Annotated in this window: 15 protein-coding genes; 1 reads left to right on the top strand and 14 read right to left on the bottom strand. The window is 50.4% G+C overall.

Annotated elements, in window-relative coordinates; all coding sequences use genetic code 11:
* Positions 1 to 4 precede the first annotated feature (4 nt).
* The 11 genes from LK436_RS09965 to pta form a co-directional block, all read right to left on the bottom strand.
* Positions 5 to 1,150, bottom strand: coding sequence for an aminoglycoside phosphotransferase family protein (locus LK436_RS09965; RefSeq protein ID WP_008398024.1), 1,146 nt, complete (start codon positions 1,148 to 1,150; stop codon positions 5 to 7).
* A 107-nt stretch (positions 1,151 to 1,257) separates the two neighbouring features.
* Positions 1,258 to 2,592: a TIGR04283 family arsenosugar biosynthesis glycosyltransferase gene (locus tag LK436_RS09960; protein WP_008398023.1), complete on the bottom strand. Its 1,335-nt coding sequence runs from the start codon at positions 2,590 to 2,592 to the stop codon at positions 1,258 to 1,260.
* A complete protein-coding gene (locus tag LK436_RS09955; RefSeq protein ID WP_008398021.1) occupies positions 2,589 to 3,290 on the bottom strand; it encodes a TVP38/TMEM64 family protein in 702 nt (233 codons plus the stop codon). Before LK436_RS09955 ends, LK436_RS09960 begins: the two co-directional genes overlap by 4 nt.
* Positions 3,290 to 4,276, bottom strand: coding sequence for a (Fe-S)-binding protein (locus tag LK436_RS09950; RefSeq protein ID WP_008398020.1), 987 nt, complete (start codon positions 4,274 to 4,276; stop codon positions 3,290 to 3,292). Before LK436_RS09950 ends, LK436_RS09955 begins: the two co-directional genes overlap by 1 nt.
* Before the next feature lie 17 nt (positions 4,277 to 4,293).
* Positions 4,294 to 4,983 (bottom strand): TVP38/TMEM64 family protein, encoded by a 690-nt coding sequence (locus LK436_RS09945; RefSeq protein WP_044931355.1) that lies wholly within the window; start codon positions 4,981 to 4,983, stop codon positions 4,294 to 4,296.
* Positions 4,984 to 5,426: 443 nt separating this feature from the next.
* On the bottom strand, positions 5,427 to 6,341 hold the full coding sequence (locus tag LK436_RS09940; protein WP_044931433.1) for a selenium metabolism-associated LysR family transcriptional regulator: 915 nt from the start codon (positions 6,339 to 6,341) through the stop codon (positions 5,427 to 5,429).
* 168 nt (positions 6,342 to 6,509) lie between these two features.
* A complete protein-coding gene (selD, locus tag LK436_RS09935; RefSeq protein WP_083794767.1) occupies positions 6,510 to 7,553 on the bottom strand; it encodes a selenide, water dikinase SelD in 1,044 nt (347 codons plus the stop codon).
* Between the two features lie 407 nt (positions 7,554 to 7,960).
* Positions 7,961 to 8,143, bottom strand: a complete 183-nt coding sequence (gene rpmF, locus LK436_RS09930) for a 50S ribosomal protein L32 (protein ID WP_008398008.1) — start codon at positions 8,141 to 8,143, stop codon at positions 7,961 to 7,963.
* Between the two features lie 3 nt (positions 8,144 to 8,146).
* Positions 8,147 to 8,674, bottom strand: coding sequence for a YceD family protein (locus LK436_RS09925; protein ID WP_008398007.1), 528 nt, complete (start codon positions 8,672 to 8,674; stop codon positions 8,147 to 8,149).
* Between the two features lie 273 nt (positions 8,675 to 8,947).
* Entirely contained in the window at positions 8,948 to 10,138 is a 1,191-nt protein-coding gene (locus LK436_RS09920; protein WP_008398005.1) for an acetate kinase, read from the bottom strand.
* A gap of 161 nt (positions 10,139 to 10,299) precedes the next feature.
* Positions 10,300 to 11,301 carry a phosphate acetyltransferase gene (gene pta / locus LK436_RS09915; protein ID WP_008398001.1) on the bottom strand — a complete coding sequence of 334 codons (1,002 nt, stop codon included), beginning with the start codon at positions 11,299 to 11,301 and terminating at the stop codon, positions 10,300 to 10,302.
* Between the two features lie 320 nt (positions 11,302 to 11,621).
* Here pta and LK436_RS09910 point away from each other — a divergent pair, with 320 nt between their 5' ends.
* Positions 11,622 to 12,854 carry a nucleotidyltransferase family protein gene (locus tag LK436_RS09910; RefSeq protein ID WP_008397999.1) on the top strand — a complete coding sequence of 411 codons (1,233 nt, stop codon included), beginning with the start codon at positions 11,622 to 11,624 and terminating at the stop codon, positions 12,852 to 12,854.
* 88 nt (positions 12,855 to 12,942) lie between these two features.
* Here LK436_RS09910 and LK436_RS09905 read toward each other — a convergent pair whose 3' ends face one another.
* The 3 genes from LK436_RS09905 to LK436_RS09895 all read right to left on the bottom strand — a co-directional run bounded on the left by LK436_RS09905 (position 12,943) and on the right by LK436_RS09895 (position 15,920).
* On the bottom strand, positions 12,943 to 14,160 hold the full coding sequence (locus LK436_RS09905; protein WP_008397998.1) for a class I SAM-dependent methyltransferase: 1,218 nt from the start codon (positions 14,158 to 14,160) through the stop codon (positions 12,943 to 12,945).
* Positions 14,161 to 14,250: 90 nt separating this feature from the next.
* Positions 14,251 to 15,615: a PFL family protein gene (locus tag LK436_RS09900; protein ID WP_044931427.1), complete on the bottom strand. Its 1,365-nt coding sequence runs from the start codon at positions 15,613 to 15,615 to the stop codon at positions 14,251 to 14,253.
* A 32-nt stretch (positions 15,616 to 15,647) separates the two neighbouring features.
* A complete protein-coding gene (locus LK436_RS09895; RefSeq protein ID WP_008397996.1) occupies positions 15,648 to 15,920 on the bottom strand; it encodes an ACT domain-containing protein in 273 nt (90 codons plus the stop codon).
* Positions 15,921 to 15,989 lie beyond the last annotated feature (69 nt).

The following is a 15,989-nucleotide window of genomic DNA, read 5'->3' as shown; positions in this document are numbered from 1 at the left end:
GTCCTTACCTCGCTGCCTGTACCAGACGCTCAATCTGTTCCAGAAAGCCATCGTCCAGATACGCCTCCAGTTTTTTTGCCGTAGTTTCATTTACAATGGCCTTTCCCGGCTGTCTGTACTGTACCCAGGCCATTGCGCACCAGGAAATGCCGCGAAGGCAGGTCACCGGAATGTACACCCTCGTCCTCTCCCGGATTCCCTCTGTGTCGAACCGCCCGTTTACCCGGCGGATATACCCGGATACAAAGTCTTCCATCTCACGGCTTTCCAGGATCACATCCGTCTTCCAGAAGGTGGTGGTAGGCGCCAGAAAATGTCCCAGATCCTGGGCCGGATCGCCGTACAGAGGCTTTTCCCAGTCAATCAGATACGTCTCTTCTCCGTCTTCCCCCACAAGGAAGTTTGTCGAATTCAGCTCTGTGTTAATACAGCACCGGACAGGCGGTTCTCCCAAAGCGTCAGCACTCTTCCATCCCAAATCCAGGAGCCTTCTTATCTTCTTCTTTTTATCCTCCGGGGCCAGCGAAGATTCCATGAAAATCCGGGCCATCTCCTCACATTCGTCAAGAATGGCCCTGAGAGGCTGTTTCGGTGCAATCAGCCCATGGTCAGCCGGGATGGCTGTGCTGTGAACATCTGCCAGGCATTCAGCTGCCTGCAGCAGATGTCTTCTGTAATCCAGCGCTTTGCCCGGAAGATATTCCATCACCATCACTCCGTTTGAGAGAACACTCCGGCTTGCGTCTGCATAGAGAGGCTTTGGCGTACGCCCCGAGGAGCTTAAAAGCTCAAGAGCATGGGCCTCATATTCTATCTGGCGCTCCAGATGCATCTGGCTTCCAAAGTTAATGCGGAATACCAGACGTTTTCCCGTAACCGGATGGATAAACCAATAGTTTTTATTGTACTCTCCCTGAGCTAAAGGCCTGTACCGCTCCGTCACCTCCCCAGGAAGTCCCAGAGCGTTCCGATAGTTCGCCCTCTTTACATAGGCAGACAGCTGAGGAGCCAGTGCCTCCTGCAAAGGCCACAGAGGTTCCCCGCAAGGCGGCCTGTACTGTTCCTCTGCCCCAGTTTCCTTTGGTTTCTTTTCTTTTTCCTGTTCTTCTTTCGTCTCTTCCACTGTCGTTTCTTCTAATCTCTTCATCATCTGATTCTTCTGCTGTTCTCTTGTTGTTTTCCTGCTGTTCTCTTGCTGTTTTTTCGCTGTTCTTCTGCTGTCTTTGGTTGTTTTTTTCTGCTGCCCCCGTTTTTTTCTTACCTCACATCCCGGTACAGCCTGGCTATTTCCTCTATGGGCACCTGCTCCCGGTACATTTTTCGCAGACGGTTCATGCTCCACATCACGCGCAGTTTCGGAATCGTTCCCTTGGGAAATCTTCTGTCAGAGGTGTAAATTCGTTTTCCTGCCATCCCCAGGCGGACTCCCTTTTCCTTTAAGGTCAGAGAAAACTGATAGTCTTCCATAATCGGGATCTCCGGGAACATTCCCACCTCAAAAAACAGATCTCTGTCTACAAATATTCCCTGATCCCCAAACATCACCTTTCTGTCCTTTACCCGGTGGTTGGAGATCACGCGGCAGGTAAACATGAAAAAATTCCTGGAATGAAAGGCAATGCCGAAGCATCCTGCCCGGTAATCCCTCATCACCCGCCGTATCTCCTCCAACGGCTTTTCAGGAAGCTCGCTGTCGCAGTGAAGGAAAAACAAAATATCGCCGCTGCTCTTTTTCGCCCCCTCATTCATCTGGGCGGCCCGCCCTTTTTTGGAGCAAAGCACAGTAAATTCCGGCCAGATCATCTCTGCAGTACCGTCTGTGCTCCCACCGTCTACAAAAAGGATTTCACAGCTGTTCCTATACGGCCACAGCTCCTTCTGCAGGCTCTCTATGGTCTTTCTCTCATTGTAAACAGGAACGATAACAGAAATTTTGCTGATCTTTGCAAGATAACGCCCTGTCACACTTTTTTTCAGCCTTTCCTCCCTGCGCATTCTCTCCCTGAAGCCCCGCAAATCATCAGGAGTATCCAAATCGTGCAGCGTTTCCGTGAACCCGGCGCTCAGCCCTGCGCTCCTTAATTCTCTCAGTGTTTCCTCAAGCACCCTGCCGTGGCCGTACTCTCCAAGCCCAAACGCCTCCCTGTGAGGTTTTTTCATCCCCACCAGATAATATCCCCCATCGGCCGTCCTGCCGAATACAAGATCCTTTTCCTGAAGAGTCCAGAATGCCTTTCTTATACAGCTCTCCCCGATCTCCGGCACATCTGTGCCAATCAGTACAGCCGCCTGTGCTCCTCTCTCAAACACATCCTCAAAGGCGTGAAGCATCCTCTCCCCCAGAGTTTTTCCGCGCTGTACAAGATACTCCTTCTTCTTACCCATCAGTTTCTGAAGCCTCAGGACCTCCCCATCCTCCGGCGCATAGCTCACAAAGATTTCAGCATTTCCAGACTCGCACACCCTGACAATATCTCTGAGAAAGCAGGAGTGGAGCATGGCACACTGTTCCGGTGTCAGATGAGGCATCATCCGGGTCTTCGTCTTTCCCCGCACTGGGATTCTCGTGAAAATAATAATTGCCTGTCTCATGCCTGTTCTCTTTTCTGCCTGTCCATATAGATATTGCGGGCCAGCACAATCAGAGCTGACAGGGCAAACAGAATGAACAGCCCTGTGACAAACAGCTTTGCCCCTCCGGTCAGCATTCCCCCTACATAGGAATAGACAAGAGTCGCCGGAAGCTGCCCGATTCCGGTGGCAATAAAAAACGCTCCGAAAGACATGGAGGTAAGCCCCGCTGCATAGCTCACAATGTCAAAGGACATAAAAGGCAGCAGGCGGCAGATGAGAACGGTATTTTTTCCATATTTCTCAAAAAAAGTGTCAATCTGCCTGAGGCCTGTCCGGCTTGTCAGCCTTTCAGCCGCGTCTCTGCCAAGTACCCTGGCAATGACAAAGCAGACGGCCGCTCCCGCCATGGCACTCGTCCAGGAGAGAATAGCTCCCCGCCACCATCCGAAGAGACTGGCATTTGCAAAGGTCAGCAGAAAGGCCGGAAGAGGCGCTGCCACAGACTGAAAAACCATCAGCAGAAAGGATATAAGCGCCGCATATCCCCCGTAGGATGCAACAAACTCCCTGACTGCTGTAAAATCCCCGCTGGCAAACATAAAGAGCACCTCATTCACCCCCTGCTTCACAGAAGGGATCAGAGCCCAGGCTCCAATTATGGCCGCAATTACGGCCAGCAGCAAAATTCGTTTTATCCAGTTGCGTCTCTTTTTCATCACACGTCCTCTTTCCAGTACTTAAATTTCATCCTGTTTGCCAGAGAATGGGCGGTATCTGCCCTCTCTCCGGTTCCGAGTATTTTTACCAGGATATGTTCTGTGTCCCCGTATCCCTTTCTGATCAGGCTTCCCGCGCAGGAGGCACAGTAGACAGCCAGGTGTTTCCCCTCTCCCAGTTTCCCTGCCATCCTGTCTGAAAGTTCCCTTTCGCGGCCGGATGCGCCGCCTCCCAGGCCGCAGCACTGCCCCTGCCCGCAGGAGGCCGGAGGCTTGTCCAGGAAATGGGAAATCTGCCCCAGAAGCTCCCTGTCAGCTCTGTCCGGGCACGGCAGAAAGACAGAAAGTTCTTCCTCTATCTGCCGTCCGAGGCCCAGCTCTCTCAGCTTTTCATAGATCCCTGTCACCTTCACATGGAGACGGCCCTTTAAAAAGTGGAAGCAGTTGGGACAGAGCGTGACGATTTCCTGAATCTTGCTGTCCCTGAACCTGGTATCCAGTTCCCGCAGAATCCGTTCCTCCTCTGCCACAAGCCCCAGCTCCGCCAGAGGCTTTCCGCAGCAGTCAAATACCGTTCCCATTCCGGCCTCCCTTCTGAGAAGTCCTGCGAGATATTTCGTAGTCTGTGGATAGAAGGACGGGAAATTGCATCCGGGGAACAGTACGCTTCCCTCCGTCTGATTCCTGTAATTCTTAAAGAGATACCTCTTTTTTTCAAACAGCAGAAGCCCGGTACCCTTCTCCCTCAGCTTTCCTCCCTGCTGTTCTACCCGCTCTCTGCGCATATCCAGGACAATCTTTCTCCCGTCAATTCCCAGGGGACAGATCTCCGAGCATTTTCCACACAGAAAGCAGCTGTAGGCAAGCTCTCTCAGCCTCTCTGTATCTCCGATATCTATGTTGTATTTTCTCAAAAATTCGCACCTGTCCCTGCACAGATGGCAGTGGATGCAGGCGTCTGCGCCTGTTGTTTCCTGCTGCTTCATGGGCCCTATCTCCTGTCCTATCCTGCTGTCTCTTCCCGACTCTCTCCGTCCACATATCGTTTTTTCAGATAAAAGCCTGCCACAGCTGCGAAAGCCGCCAGTCCGGCCGCTATCCCCAGGCAGAGCGCCCTGTTTTTTCCATCTGCCAGTCCGGCTACTCCCACTGTGTACATTGCCGTTCCGGGAAGCATGAACAGAAAGGACCCGACCGTATAGGGCACAAAGCCCATATCTGTGACTCCATAGGCAAAATTCTGAAGATTGTATGGAAAAACCGGGATCAGCCGCGTGATCATCAGGACAAACATCTGATTTCGTCCATTTTCGTCAAACAGCCACTTTTTCAGATACCTGTTCTTCACAGCCAGAGGCCGGATACTGTCCCTCAGGAAAAAACGTCCCGCCAGAAAGGCAGCGCAGGCCCCTGCCGTGGCGGCTGTTACACAGAGGGCAGTTCCCAGAACCGGGCCGAACAGAAAACCTGCCAGAACCGCAAAGGTAACTCCCGGCAGAGCCAGAAACAGACTGCCGAAAACTGTGAACAGAAGATAGAGCCCTGACGCCAGAAGCAGGTTCTCTTCCACCGCTTTTTCAAGAATCGCTGCCGCCTTCTGGCTCTGAATCAGCTCTGCCCCTCCTGACAGCCGCCCTATAATCAGAGCCGCCCCTATGCAGACAGCAAAAATCCATATCTTTTTTCTGTTCATTGCATTTAAACCTCTAATTTTCATGCCATTTGCAGGATGAGTCCTGCTGCCTTTTCGTTCTGTCTGTCACGGTTTCTCTGCTTTCTTTATTCCTGTCTGCTGCATCGTGTTTTATTCTCGCTTTCTTATATGTACAGATGCACTGTTTTCTTCCGCATCACTATATAACTATATTTCGGATTCCGTCCAAAAGCAAATTCATAACTTCTATAAAAAATGTTCTTTATAAACTTTTTCTATAAATCAGAATATCTGATTTTCATAGAAGGACTGCAGAACTTTTACGGGCTATTTTCCGCAAAAAAGCAGAGGCTCTGCAGCCCGGGAAAACACGTTCTCCCTCTGCAGAGTCTCTGCTGTCTTTTCAGATTTATAACTCTGATTTTCCTGTTATATTATAACAAACTTTATCTTTGCTTATCTTTTGTTATCTCAGGTATCTCCTATTTTTCCCCTTTTACTCTGTATACCTCTTTCACAGTCTTTAAAAACCTCTTTGCAGAGCGGGAGAGCTGACAATTCCTGTTATAGACCACATTAATGTCCCGCCCGGCCCTCTCGCTGGGGATGGGGAAGGCTAAAATTTTTCCGCTTTCCGTCTCCTCTCTCACGGCCAGGCTTGAAATCACGGAAATTCCCAGTCCCTGAATGACTGATTTTTTAATTGTCTCCTGGTTTCCTATGCTGGCTACAACATTCAGTTCCTCCGGCATAATTCCCAGAGAACGGAACTGTTTTTCCGCCTCCTTTCTGGTGCCGGAGCCCTCCTCTCTCAGAATCATATGTTCCTTCCTGATCCAGGAGATATCCTTTGAAGTGTTTTTTATACTCCTGTATTTTTCTGTATTGGGCGTGATAATCACCATCTCGTCCCCGTAAAAAGGAAGATACTTGCAGTGCTTCTTTTCCAGCACAGTTCCCGTAAAGCCTATATCAGCCCTGCGCTCCGCAATCTGCTCTACCACCTGGCTGCTGTCCATCTCCGTAATCTTCAGCTGCTCTCCAGGGTATTTCATGTTAAATCTGGCTAAAAGAGGCGGCAGAAGGTACTGAGCCGGAACCGTAGAAGCAGCGATGGCAACACACTGCTTTTCCTCTCCTCTCCACTGACCAAACTCCTCCTCTATTTTCTTCTCCAGATCAACCATCTGCTTTGCATGAAAAAATAATCTCTGCCCCTCTTCTGTCAGTCCCACTTCCTTCGTATTTCTCACAAACAGCCTCACATCCAGCTCCTTTTCCAGTGACAGGACATGGGCGCTGACGGTGGGCTGAGTAAGGTACAGGCGCCTGGCAGCCTTTGAAAAACTGCCGGACTGCGCAACCTCTACAAATGCTTCCAACTGTTTTAAATTCATCCGTATGTATCCTTTCGCTTTCTCCCCTGCCAGCCATCTCGTAACAATACGGACTTCTGCAGCTATCCAGACGCTGTTTTCAGATGCCCGGCCGCACAAAGCCTTCCATTATTGCTTCTCCGTTTTGCATCTGCCCACGGCTGGTTCACTGCGCTTTTCTCCACGATACTATAAAGACAACCGGATCAGTTTATCGCTCTTTGGTTCAACTGTCCCTATTACAGAAACTGCTGTGTCCATTCCTGCTTTTTCCAGATTCTGAAGGAGCGTTCCCAGATCTTCTCTGGCCACGCTGAACAGAAGACCTCCTGACGTCTGAGGATCGTACAGCAAGTCCAGATAGTACTCCTCCACGGAGCCAGCATCCACCTTCTGCCCAGAGTATCCCCTGTTTTTGTAGGTCCCGGCAGGAACCAGCCCCATCTTAGCATAGTCAATGGCATCTTCAAAATAGGCGATGTCCCGGACTTTCAGCTCGAAGGTCACCTCACTGGCAGAGGCCATCTCTGCGCAGTGTCCTAGAAGGCCAAATCCCGTAATATCCGTACATGCAGAGATTCGGCAGCCATCTGCAGCCCGTTTGGCCTTCTTATTCAGTGAAGCCATAACCGTCTGCGCCTCTCTTACAGCAGAAGCGGAAGCAATATCTGCCTTGATCGCCGTGTTGATAATGCCGCTTCCGATCTGCTTTGTCAGCACCAGTACGTCTCCCGGCCTGCAGCCGTAGTTCTTGAAAATTTTATCCGGATGTACAAAGCCGGACACACACAGGCCGTATTTAGGCTCATCATCCTGTACAGAATGACCTCCCACCAGAACAGCCCCCGCTTCCTTCACCTTGTCCGCGCCTCCGGCAAGGATCTCTCCCAGGATTGCCGGGTCCAGACAGTTTGGAAAGCCTACAATATTCAGCGCTACAGCAGGCTCACCTCCCATGGCCCATACATCGCTCAGGGAATTTGCCGCTGCGATCTGACCGAACATGTAGGGATCGTCCACAATAGGAGTGAAAAAGTCCACGGTCTGTATCATTGCAATTTCATCAGTTATCTTATAAATAGCCGCATCATCGGATGTCTCAATTCCAACCAGCAGGTTATCATCATGAAATTTCGGCAGCTTGCCCAGAACCTGGGCAAGGGTCTCAGGACCTATCTTTGCCGCTCATCCCGATGTCTTGCTGAGTGCAGTAAGTTTTACCTCTGTTTTCATACGACTTCTCCTTTCTTTTCAATATTGGCTGCGAAAGGAGACGCCCGTCTGTCCCTTCGCTTCCTGCGCAAAAAAAGATAGAATACGACTTCTATCGATCGTATTCTATCATTCTTATCGGAAAATTAAAAGATAAAATTTTATAAACCCTTTATATTCTTACAAAAGCTGGCTGATTGGGCCTGCGGCAGATATTTTCTCTCCTGCTCTGCTGTCCCCGAAAACAAGAAAGAATCCTGCAAAGCAGGATTCTCCGCCTGCGGCGGGTCGCGAAAGCGGCATTTTTCCTTTCCGCCGCAGTGCGTTCCCGCGGAGCGTTTTTATTTAACAGGGAACGAAGTTCCCTGTTAAATAAAAAATCAAGGGGCACTCACAAGCGAAACCCCTTGACTTTAACACATTCTCAATTAGTCCTCAACCTTGATGATCTCTTTCTTGTTGTAAGAACCGCAAGCCTTGCAAACTCTGTGAGGCATCATTAAAGCGCCGCACTTGCTGCACTTTACTAAGTTTGGAGCACTCATCTTCCAGTTAGCTCTGCGGCTGTCTCTTCTTGCTTTGGAAGATTTATTCTTTGGACAGATAGACATGGTTTACACCTCCTTAAATTGTTTGTAGATATCCTGGATAACTGCCATCCGTGGATCGAGCGACGTTCTGTCGCAGGTACAAGTCCCATAGTTGAGATTCGTTCCACATCTATTGCAAATCCCCTTACAATCTTCTCTGCAAAGGACTTTCATAGGCAAACCAATCAGGATCTCGCTGAGAACTAACTGGTCTACATCCAGATTATAACCGTTTAAATAAGGTTGTTCATCCAAATCTCCTGCCTGCCCGGCCTCCGGTTTATCCGTCTCCAGTTCCCTGTCAAGCGTGAGCTCACAGACATAGGCCACCGGTTCAAGACATCTGGAACAGGGAATCTCTACTGTCACTTCTGTGCTGCCCTCCAGAAAATACTTTCTGGCCCCTGTGTTTGTAACAGTCAGATCAAATGGACTTTTAGACACAATTCTGTATGTCTCTCTGCCCATACTGACCTCCGTCAGTCCTATCTCAGCGTTATAAACCTTTTTCTTGCCTTCGCAGGTAAAAAGTTCAGATAAATTAATCAGCATATTAATCTCCTAATACGCACTATGCTATTATACATAGACGTCTGTTTTTTGTCAATGGTTATTTTGTATATTATTCCATTTTTTATCCACAAACCCCAGGAGAAAACAGATTTTGAGCAGAGCAGAAAACTCCCTCCCTGTCAGATTTTTACACCTGTCTCCCGGCTTACTGCTTCATCCAACAGACTTTTCTGTACGCAGCACAGCATGAGCAACCAGTGAAGTCTGCTCATGCTGTGCAATTTCTCTATGTTCCGCTCCGTCTGCGCAGGTTTATTTTACGAGAGCCATTGTCTCTCTGGCGATAGCCAGCTCCTCGTTTGTCGGAACCACAAATACTCTCACCTTGGAATCCGGTGTGGAGATTTCTCTCTCAACGCCTCTGCAGTTATTGAGCTCCTCGTCAATGGTTACGCCCAGGTAGGACAGGTTCTTGCAGACATTCTTTCTGCAGTTTGCGTCGTTCTCGCCGATACCTGCTGTGAAAGCGATAGCGTCCACGCCGTTCATAGCTGCCGCATAAGCGCCGATGTACTTGATTACGCGGTAAGCGAAGATGTCGAGCGCTGCCTGAGCCTTGTCGTCGCCTTTCTCAGCTGCCTGCTCAAGGTCGCGTCCGTCGCTGGATAAGCAGGAAATTCCGAGAAGTCCGGACTTCTTGTTGAGGATTGTCATCATCTCGTCGATGGTCTTGTTCTCTTTCTTGGCCACGAACTCGATGATAGCCGGGTCAATGTCTCCGGAACGTGTACCCATTACAAGTCCCTCGAGAGGAGTAAGTCCCATGCTGGTATCAACGGATTCGCCGTTCTTTACAGCAGAAAGGCTTGCGCCGTTTCCTAAATGGCATACGATAATCTTGCAGTCATTGTATGGCTTTCCGATCAGCTCAGCAGTTCTCTTGGATACGAAGCTGTGGCTTGTTCCATGGAAGCCGTATCTTCTTACCTTATACTTCTCATAGTACTCGTATGGAAGGCCGTACAGGTAAGCTGTCTTTGGCATGGTCTGGTGGAAGGCTGTATCGAATACACCTACCATCGGCACATTCGGCATAAGCTCCTGGCATGCGCGGATACCGATAAGGTTTGCCGGGTTGTGAAGAGGTGCCAGATCGCTGCACTCCTCAATGCCCTTGATAGTTTCTTCTGTCAGAAGTGTAGAGGTTGTGAATTTTTCGCCGCCGTGTACGATGCGGTGTCCGACAGCTCCAACTTCATCCAGGCTCTTGATCACTCCTGTCTTTTCATTTGTCAGAGCCTCGATCACATATTTGATTGCCTCTGTGTGGGTCGGCATAGCCTTCTCCGTCTTTTCCTTCTCACCGTCAGCAGGCTGATATGTGAGGATTCCGTCGATTCCGATTCTCTCACAGAGTCCCTTTGCAAGGACATCCTCTGTGGCAGCATTGATTAACTGATACTTTAAGGAAGAGCTTCCGCAGTTGATAACTAAAATATTCATCGTTTATAATCCCTTTCCCATCAGGACGCCCCGGCATCCGGCCGTACGCCTGTTCTCCTTTCAGGCACAGACGGATTCGGGGCTGTCCTCTATAAGTTATATGAAACTATTACATGTGCAACTTTTGATTTCCGATTTTCTGATAGAACCCGCCTGCAGGATTATGACATCTGAGCCTGTACAGCAGTAAGAGCTACTACGCCGACGATATCTTCTGCAGAGCAGCCGCGGGATAAGTCGTTAACCGGTCTTGAGATACCCTGAAGCATCGGGCCGTAAGCCTCTGCCTTGGCAAGTCTCTGAACCAGCTTGTAGCCGATGTTTCCACAGTCCAGATTCGGGAAAATAAGAACATTTGCATGGCCTGCAACGGTGCTTCCCTTTGCCTTGGATTTTGCAACCTCCGGTACCAGAGCTGCATCTAACTGAAGCTCTCCATCCAGATCAAGCTGCGGGTACTTCTCATGAGCGATCTCAACTGCCTTCACTACCTTGTCAACGAGGGCATGCTTTGCGCTTCCCTTTGTGGAGTGGGACAGCATGGCAATAACCGGCTTCTCGCCAACCAGAGCGCGGAAGCTCTTTGCACTGGAGTCAGCGATGGCTGCCAGCTCCTCAGAGTTCGGATCCTGATTCAGTCCGCAGTCAGCAAATAAGAAGGTTCCGTTTGCTCCATACTCGCAGTTCGGAACATCCATGATAAAGAAGCCGGATACAAGCTCTGTGCCAGGAGCTGTCTTTAAGATCTGAAGGGCAGGTCTTAAGGTGTCTGCTGTCGCATGGCATGCACCTGCAACCAGACCGTCTGCATCCTTTTCCTTAACCATCATAACACCGTATGTGATGTAGTCTGTTCTTAAGATCTCCTCAGCCTTCTCTTTTGTCATTCCTTTGTGCTTTCTCAGCTCAAAAAGAGTCTCTGCATAGTGGTCAAACTTTGGATCTGTATCAGGATCAACTACCTTTAATCCGGTTAAATCAACTTCCAGCCATCCGGCACCGTCCATGATCTTCTCTTCCTTACCAACCATGATGAGGTCTGCAGTACCCTCCTCAAGCACCTTTGCAGCGGCAATCAGAGTTCTTTTATCTTTGCTCTCAGGTAAAACAATCGTCTGTTTATCCTGTTTTGCCTTTGCTTTCATTAAATCAATAAATGCCATGGTTATTAAACCCCTTTCATAAAGATAAATGTATTTTCTGTTTTACATTATATAACATGTGTTTATTGTATACAAGAGATAAATGTCGATTTTTCATTAATTATTTTTTTAACAGGTTTGTCTCTTTTTTAACTCTTTACGAACCGCCCTTTCCTATATATAATGTACCATATCCTTCGGCGAAATTCAGAGCCCGGCTTTCCTTTTAAACAGATTCTGTCCCTCCGGCCTGCCGCAGCCCGTGGTACAGAAGTCAGTGCTTTTTCATCGAATCGGCTTGGACGGCGGCAGCCAAGTTTCACAGAAAGGCAGAATTCATCATGCATGTAACAGGACTTATCACAGAATACAATCCCTTTCACAACGGCCACCTTTTCCATATCAGGCGCGCAAGAGAGGTGGCCGGCGCAGATTTCCTCATAGTGCTCATGAGCGGCAGCTTTGTCCAGAGAGGGGCACCTGCCATTTTTGACAAATACAGCCGCGCCAGAGCTGCTCTTCTGTGCGGCGCCGATGTGGTTGCGGAGATGCCTGTCACCTTTTCCACCGCGTCGGCGAGGGAATTTGCCTCCTATGGGATTGCCCTTTTCACCGCTCTGGGCGCCGTAGATTCCATCTGCTTCGGAAGTGAGTGCGGTGAAATCGGCCCGCTTTTTCAGACAGCCAGACTTCTGGTACAGGAACCTGAAGGTTTCAAGGAGGCCCTTGGCAATGCCCTCCGCCAGGGAAAAACCTACCCGGAGGCCAGAGCCGCGGCCCTCTCCTCCTTCCTTCCCGGCAGCGACCTCCTGTCCACTCCCAACAACATCCTGGGAATTGAGTACTGCCAGGCTGTACTGCGGCAGAACAGTCCCCTGTCCTGCCTTACCATCAGGAGAGAAGGAAGCGGCTATCACGACAGCTCCATCTCGGGAACACTGGGCTCCGCCCTGGCCGTGCGAAGCGCCCTGGAAGAACAGGTCCCGGCCCCGCACCTTGCCAGCCTGGTTCCCCCCTGCACCATGGAATCCATCAAAAAAGATGTGCCGGTCTTTCTGAATGACTTTTCCTCTCTATTAAATTACCGCCTTCTGACAGAAAAACAGCCGGAGCAGTATGCAGAGCTGAAGCCGGAGCTGGCATCCAGAATCCGAAAGCTGTCCCCCTCTCCCGTTTCTTTTGACGAGAGAATTAAGGAGCTGAAAAGCCGTCAGTTTACCTATACCGGCATCAGCCGGGCCCTTCTCCACCTTGTCCTGGGTGTGCGAGCAGATGCCGCAGAGGACTTAAAGGCCGCAGGCTACGCCCCCTACGCCAGAATCCTGGGCTTCAGAAAAAGCGCGGCCCCTGTTCTGAAAAAAATCAAGGCAAATTCCGCCATCCCCGTGATCACCAAGCTGGCCGGTGCAGAAAAAAAACTGGACCCCAGAGCCGCATCCATGCTAGCTCTTGAGATCCAGTCCTCTCATCTCTATCAGTCCGTGCGCCTTGAAAAGGCCGCATGGGGCCGTGCAGGCGGCAAAACAGCTGTCTTTCAGAATGAGTATACCCAGCCTGTGGCAGTAATCAGCTGAGAGAATACAGCGCCTGACCTTTTTCTGGCTGTCCAGCGCTCAGGGCAGCCTCATACCTGCTGATTTTGCTGCTGCCTTGAAAAGCGGCCTATATGGCCCCGTCCTCTCTCAGAAGCCGCTGCAGCGTCGGCTCTGCGTGGAGCCCCTGAATCAGTTCCTCAAGTCCCTTCTGTTTTTTCTTTTTTCCCTGGCGCACTGCCCGGATCATAATATTCTTCGGCGTGTGTTCCATATCGATAAACTCTAAAATCTGCGTCCGGTATCCGGCCTCCTCTAAAAGTCCCGCACGAATTCCGTCTGTGAGGAGGGCCGACATTCTCTCCTTCAGAAGTCCATACTGAAGCACAGGAGCCAGAAAATCATTTTTCACCTGCTTATTCAGCTCATGCTGGCAGCAGGGTACAGAGAGAATGACTCTGGCCCCCCAGCGGACAGCCTTGGCCAGGGCGTAGTCCGTGGCCGTATCGCAGGCGTGGAGGGTCACAACCATGTCCACCTGGTCGGTTCCCTCATAATCTGCAATATTGCCGTGCTCGAAGGTGAGATTCTCAAACCCGAATTTCTGCGCCAGGCGGCTGCAGAGGGCAATTACATCCTTCTTCAAATCCAGGCCCACAATGCGCACCGGATACCCCTTTATCTCCTTCAGATAATAGTACATGGCAAAGGTGAGATAAGATTTTCCGCAGCCAAAATCAATGATTCTCGTTTCTCTGGAGGGATCAAGCCCCGGCAGAATATCCTCCACAAATTCCAGGAATCGGTTGATCTGTCGGAATTTGTCGTATCTGGCTTTTACCACCGCTCCCTCCTTTGTCATCACTCCCAGATCCACGAGGAAGGGAACCGGTGTTCCCTCCGGGAGCACATAGTTCTTTTTCCGGTTGTGGAGGGACAGGCGGCTGATGTCCTCCCGGCTCAGCCCGTCTGCGCAGATTCTCGCCGCTTTCTTCTGGCCTGCTGCCCTCTCCTTTCCGTTTTTCTTTATCTTTACAGTCACTGTCCCCTTTTTGCTCACCAGCACGGTCCCGCTGCCTAGCTTTGACTGGATCTCCCCGTTTCTGTAGAGGGTCAGGAGCTGCTCTTTTACATATCCGGCCGCCTCTTCTGCGCCCATATTCTTATGAAAGGCCTGCTTTTCGGTAAATTCCTCTGCCTGGAACTTCAGCTCTCCCTGCAAAAGCAGAGGACGGAGAACGAGCTTTAAAAACCCGTCCTTCGTCCTGGGATTGCTGAGTATAATCCGTTCCAGACTTTCATTGAGGAAAAACAAAAGAGCCTCGTCCAGCTTGTTTTCATTTTCCATCTTTGCCTCCGTTTCTCTGCAGGAAGGCGGCACAGACTGCAGAAGCCCTGCTTTCTTTTCCCGCCTGCAAAAGCTGCCCTTTTCTCCCTCTTAGTTTTTAAAGCTGTGAACAGGGGCAGGAATTCTTCCCGTCCTTTTTACAAAGTCATCACACTTAAAACGGTTGACAGGCATAACCGGCGCATAGCCTAACAGGCCTCCGAATTCTACCGTATCCCCCACGCCTTTCCCGATTACAGGAATAAGTCGGACGGCTGTGGTCTTCTGATTAATCATACCGATAGCCGCCTCATCTGCAATGACTCCTGCAATGGTAGCCGCGGAGGTATCCCCAGGAACTGCAATCATGTCAAGGCCCACGGAGCAGACGCAGGTCATCGCCTCCAGCTTCTCAATCGTCAGAGCCCCTAAGGTAACCGCATCGATCATTCCCTGATCCTCGCTGACCGGAATGAAGGCTCCGCTTAAGCCGCCTACGTAGGAGGAGGCCATAATTCCGCCCTTCTTCACCTGATCATTTAACATGGCCAGAGCCGCTGTCGTTCCCGGAGCTCCTACCCGCTCTAAGCCGATCTCCTCAAGGATCTCAGCCACACTGTCGCCTACGGCCGGTGTCGGAGCCAGGGACAGATCAATGATGCCGAACGGCACCCCAAGGCGCTTTGCCGCCTCCTGGGCCACCAGCTGGCCGACCCGGGTAATCTTAAAGGCTGTCTTTTTAATGGTCTCACACAGAACCTCAAAATTCTCCCCTCTCACCTTCTCAAGGGCAGTCTTGACAACGCCCGGGCCGCTGACTCCCACGTTGATGACAGCATCTGCCTCTGTGACTCCGTGGAAGGCTCCCGCCATAAACGGATTGTCATCCGGCGCATTGCAGAATACCACCAGCTTTGCACAGCCTAAGGAGTCCCTGTCTGCTGTAGCCTTTGCCGTTTCCAGTACCACCTCGCCCATCAGGCGGACTGCATCCATATTCAGACCGCATTTCGTGGAACCTACATTCACTGAGCTGCATACACGCTCCGTAGCTGCAAGGGCCTGGGGAATCGAGCGGATCAGAAGCTCCTCCGCCGTTGTCATGCCCTTGGATACCAGGGCAGAGTAGCCGCCGATAAAGTTGACGCCCACTTTCTGGGCAGCCCGGTCTAAGGTCTTTGCAATACTCACAAAGTCCTCTGTGGTTCTGCAGGCACCTGCTCCCACCAGAGAAATCGGAGTCACTGAGATTCGCTTGTTGACAATGGGAACGCCAAATTCTCTTCCAATCGCATCTCCTGTGGAGACAAGGTCCTTCGCATAGGAAGTAATCTTTCTGTAGATTTTTTCATTAATCTCATCCACTGTGCTTCCGCAGCAGTCCAGAAGGCTGATTCCCATGGTGATCGTGCGGACATCCAGCTTTTCGTGGTCAATCATGTTGTTGGTTTCATTGACCTCCAGCATGTTAATCATCATTGTATTTCTCATAGTTTTCTGTCGCCTCCCTAAATTCGATGCATGCTGGTGAAGATCTCTTCTCTCTGACAGCGGATGGAGGCTCCGATTCTCTGGCCCAGCTCATCCATCTCTCTTGCAATTTCGTCAAAGGACTTGGGGGACTTGGCAATGTCCACAATCATCATCATGTCGAAGATTTCCTTGACGATAGTCTGGGTAATATCGAGAATATTGATGTTGCTCTCTGCCAGGTAGGTACAGATATTTGCTGCCATACCCACATCATTTTTTCCTACTACGCTGATAATAATTCTGCTCATGTTGGTTCTCCTTTTTTTCTCTGATTCTTTACAGCCCTTGCTTTAAGCCTTCCGGTACACAGCACATGC

Origin of the sequence: Clostridium sp. M62/1 (assembly GCF_020736365.1) — a bacterium.
In the GTDB taxonomy this organism is placed as follows: Bacteria; Bacillota; Clostridia; order Lachnospirales; family Lachnospiraceae; genus Otoolea; species Otoolea saccharolyticum_A.
This window is presented reverse-complemented; position numbering and strand designations above follow the sequence as displayed.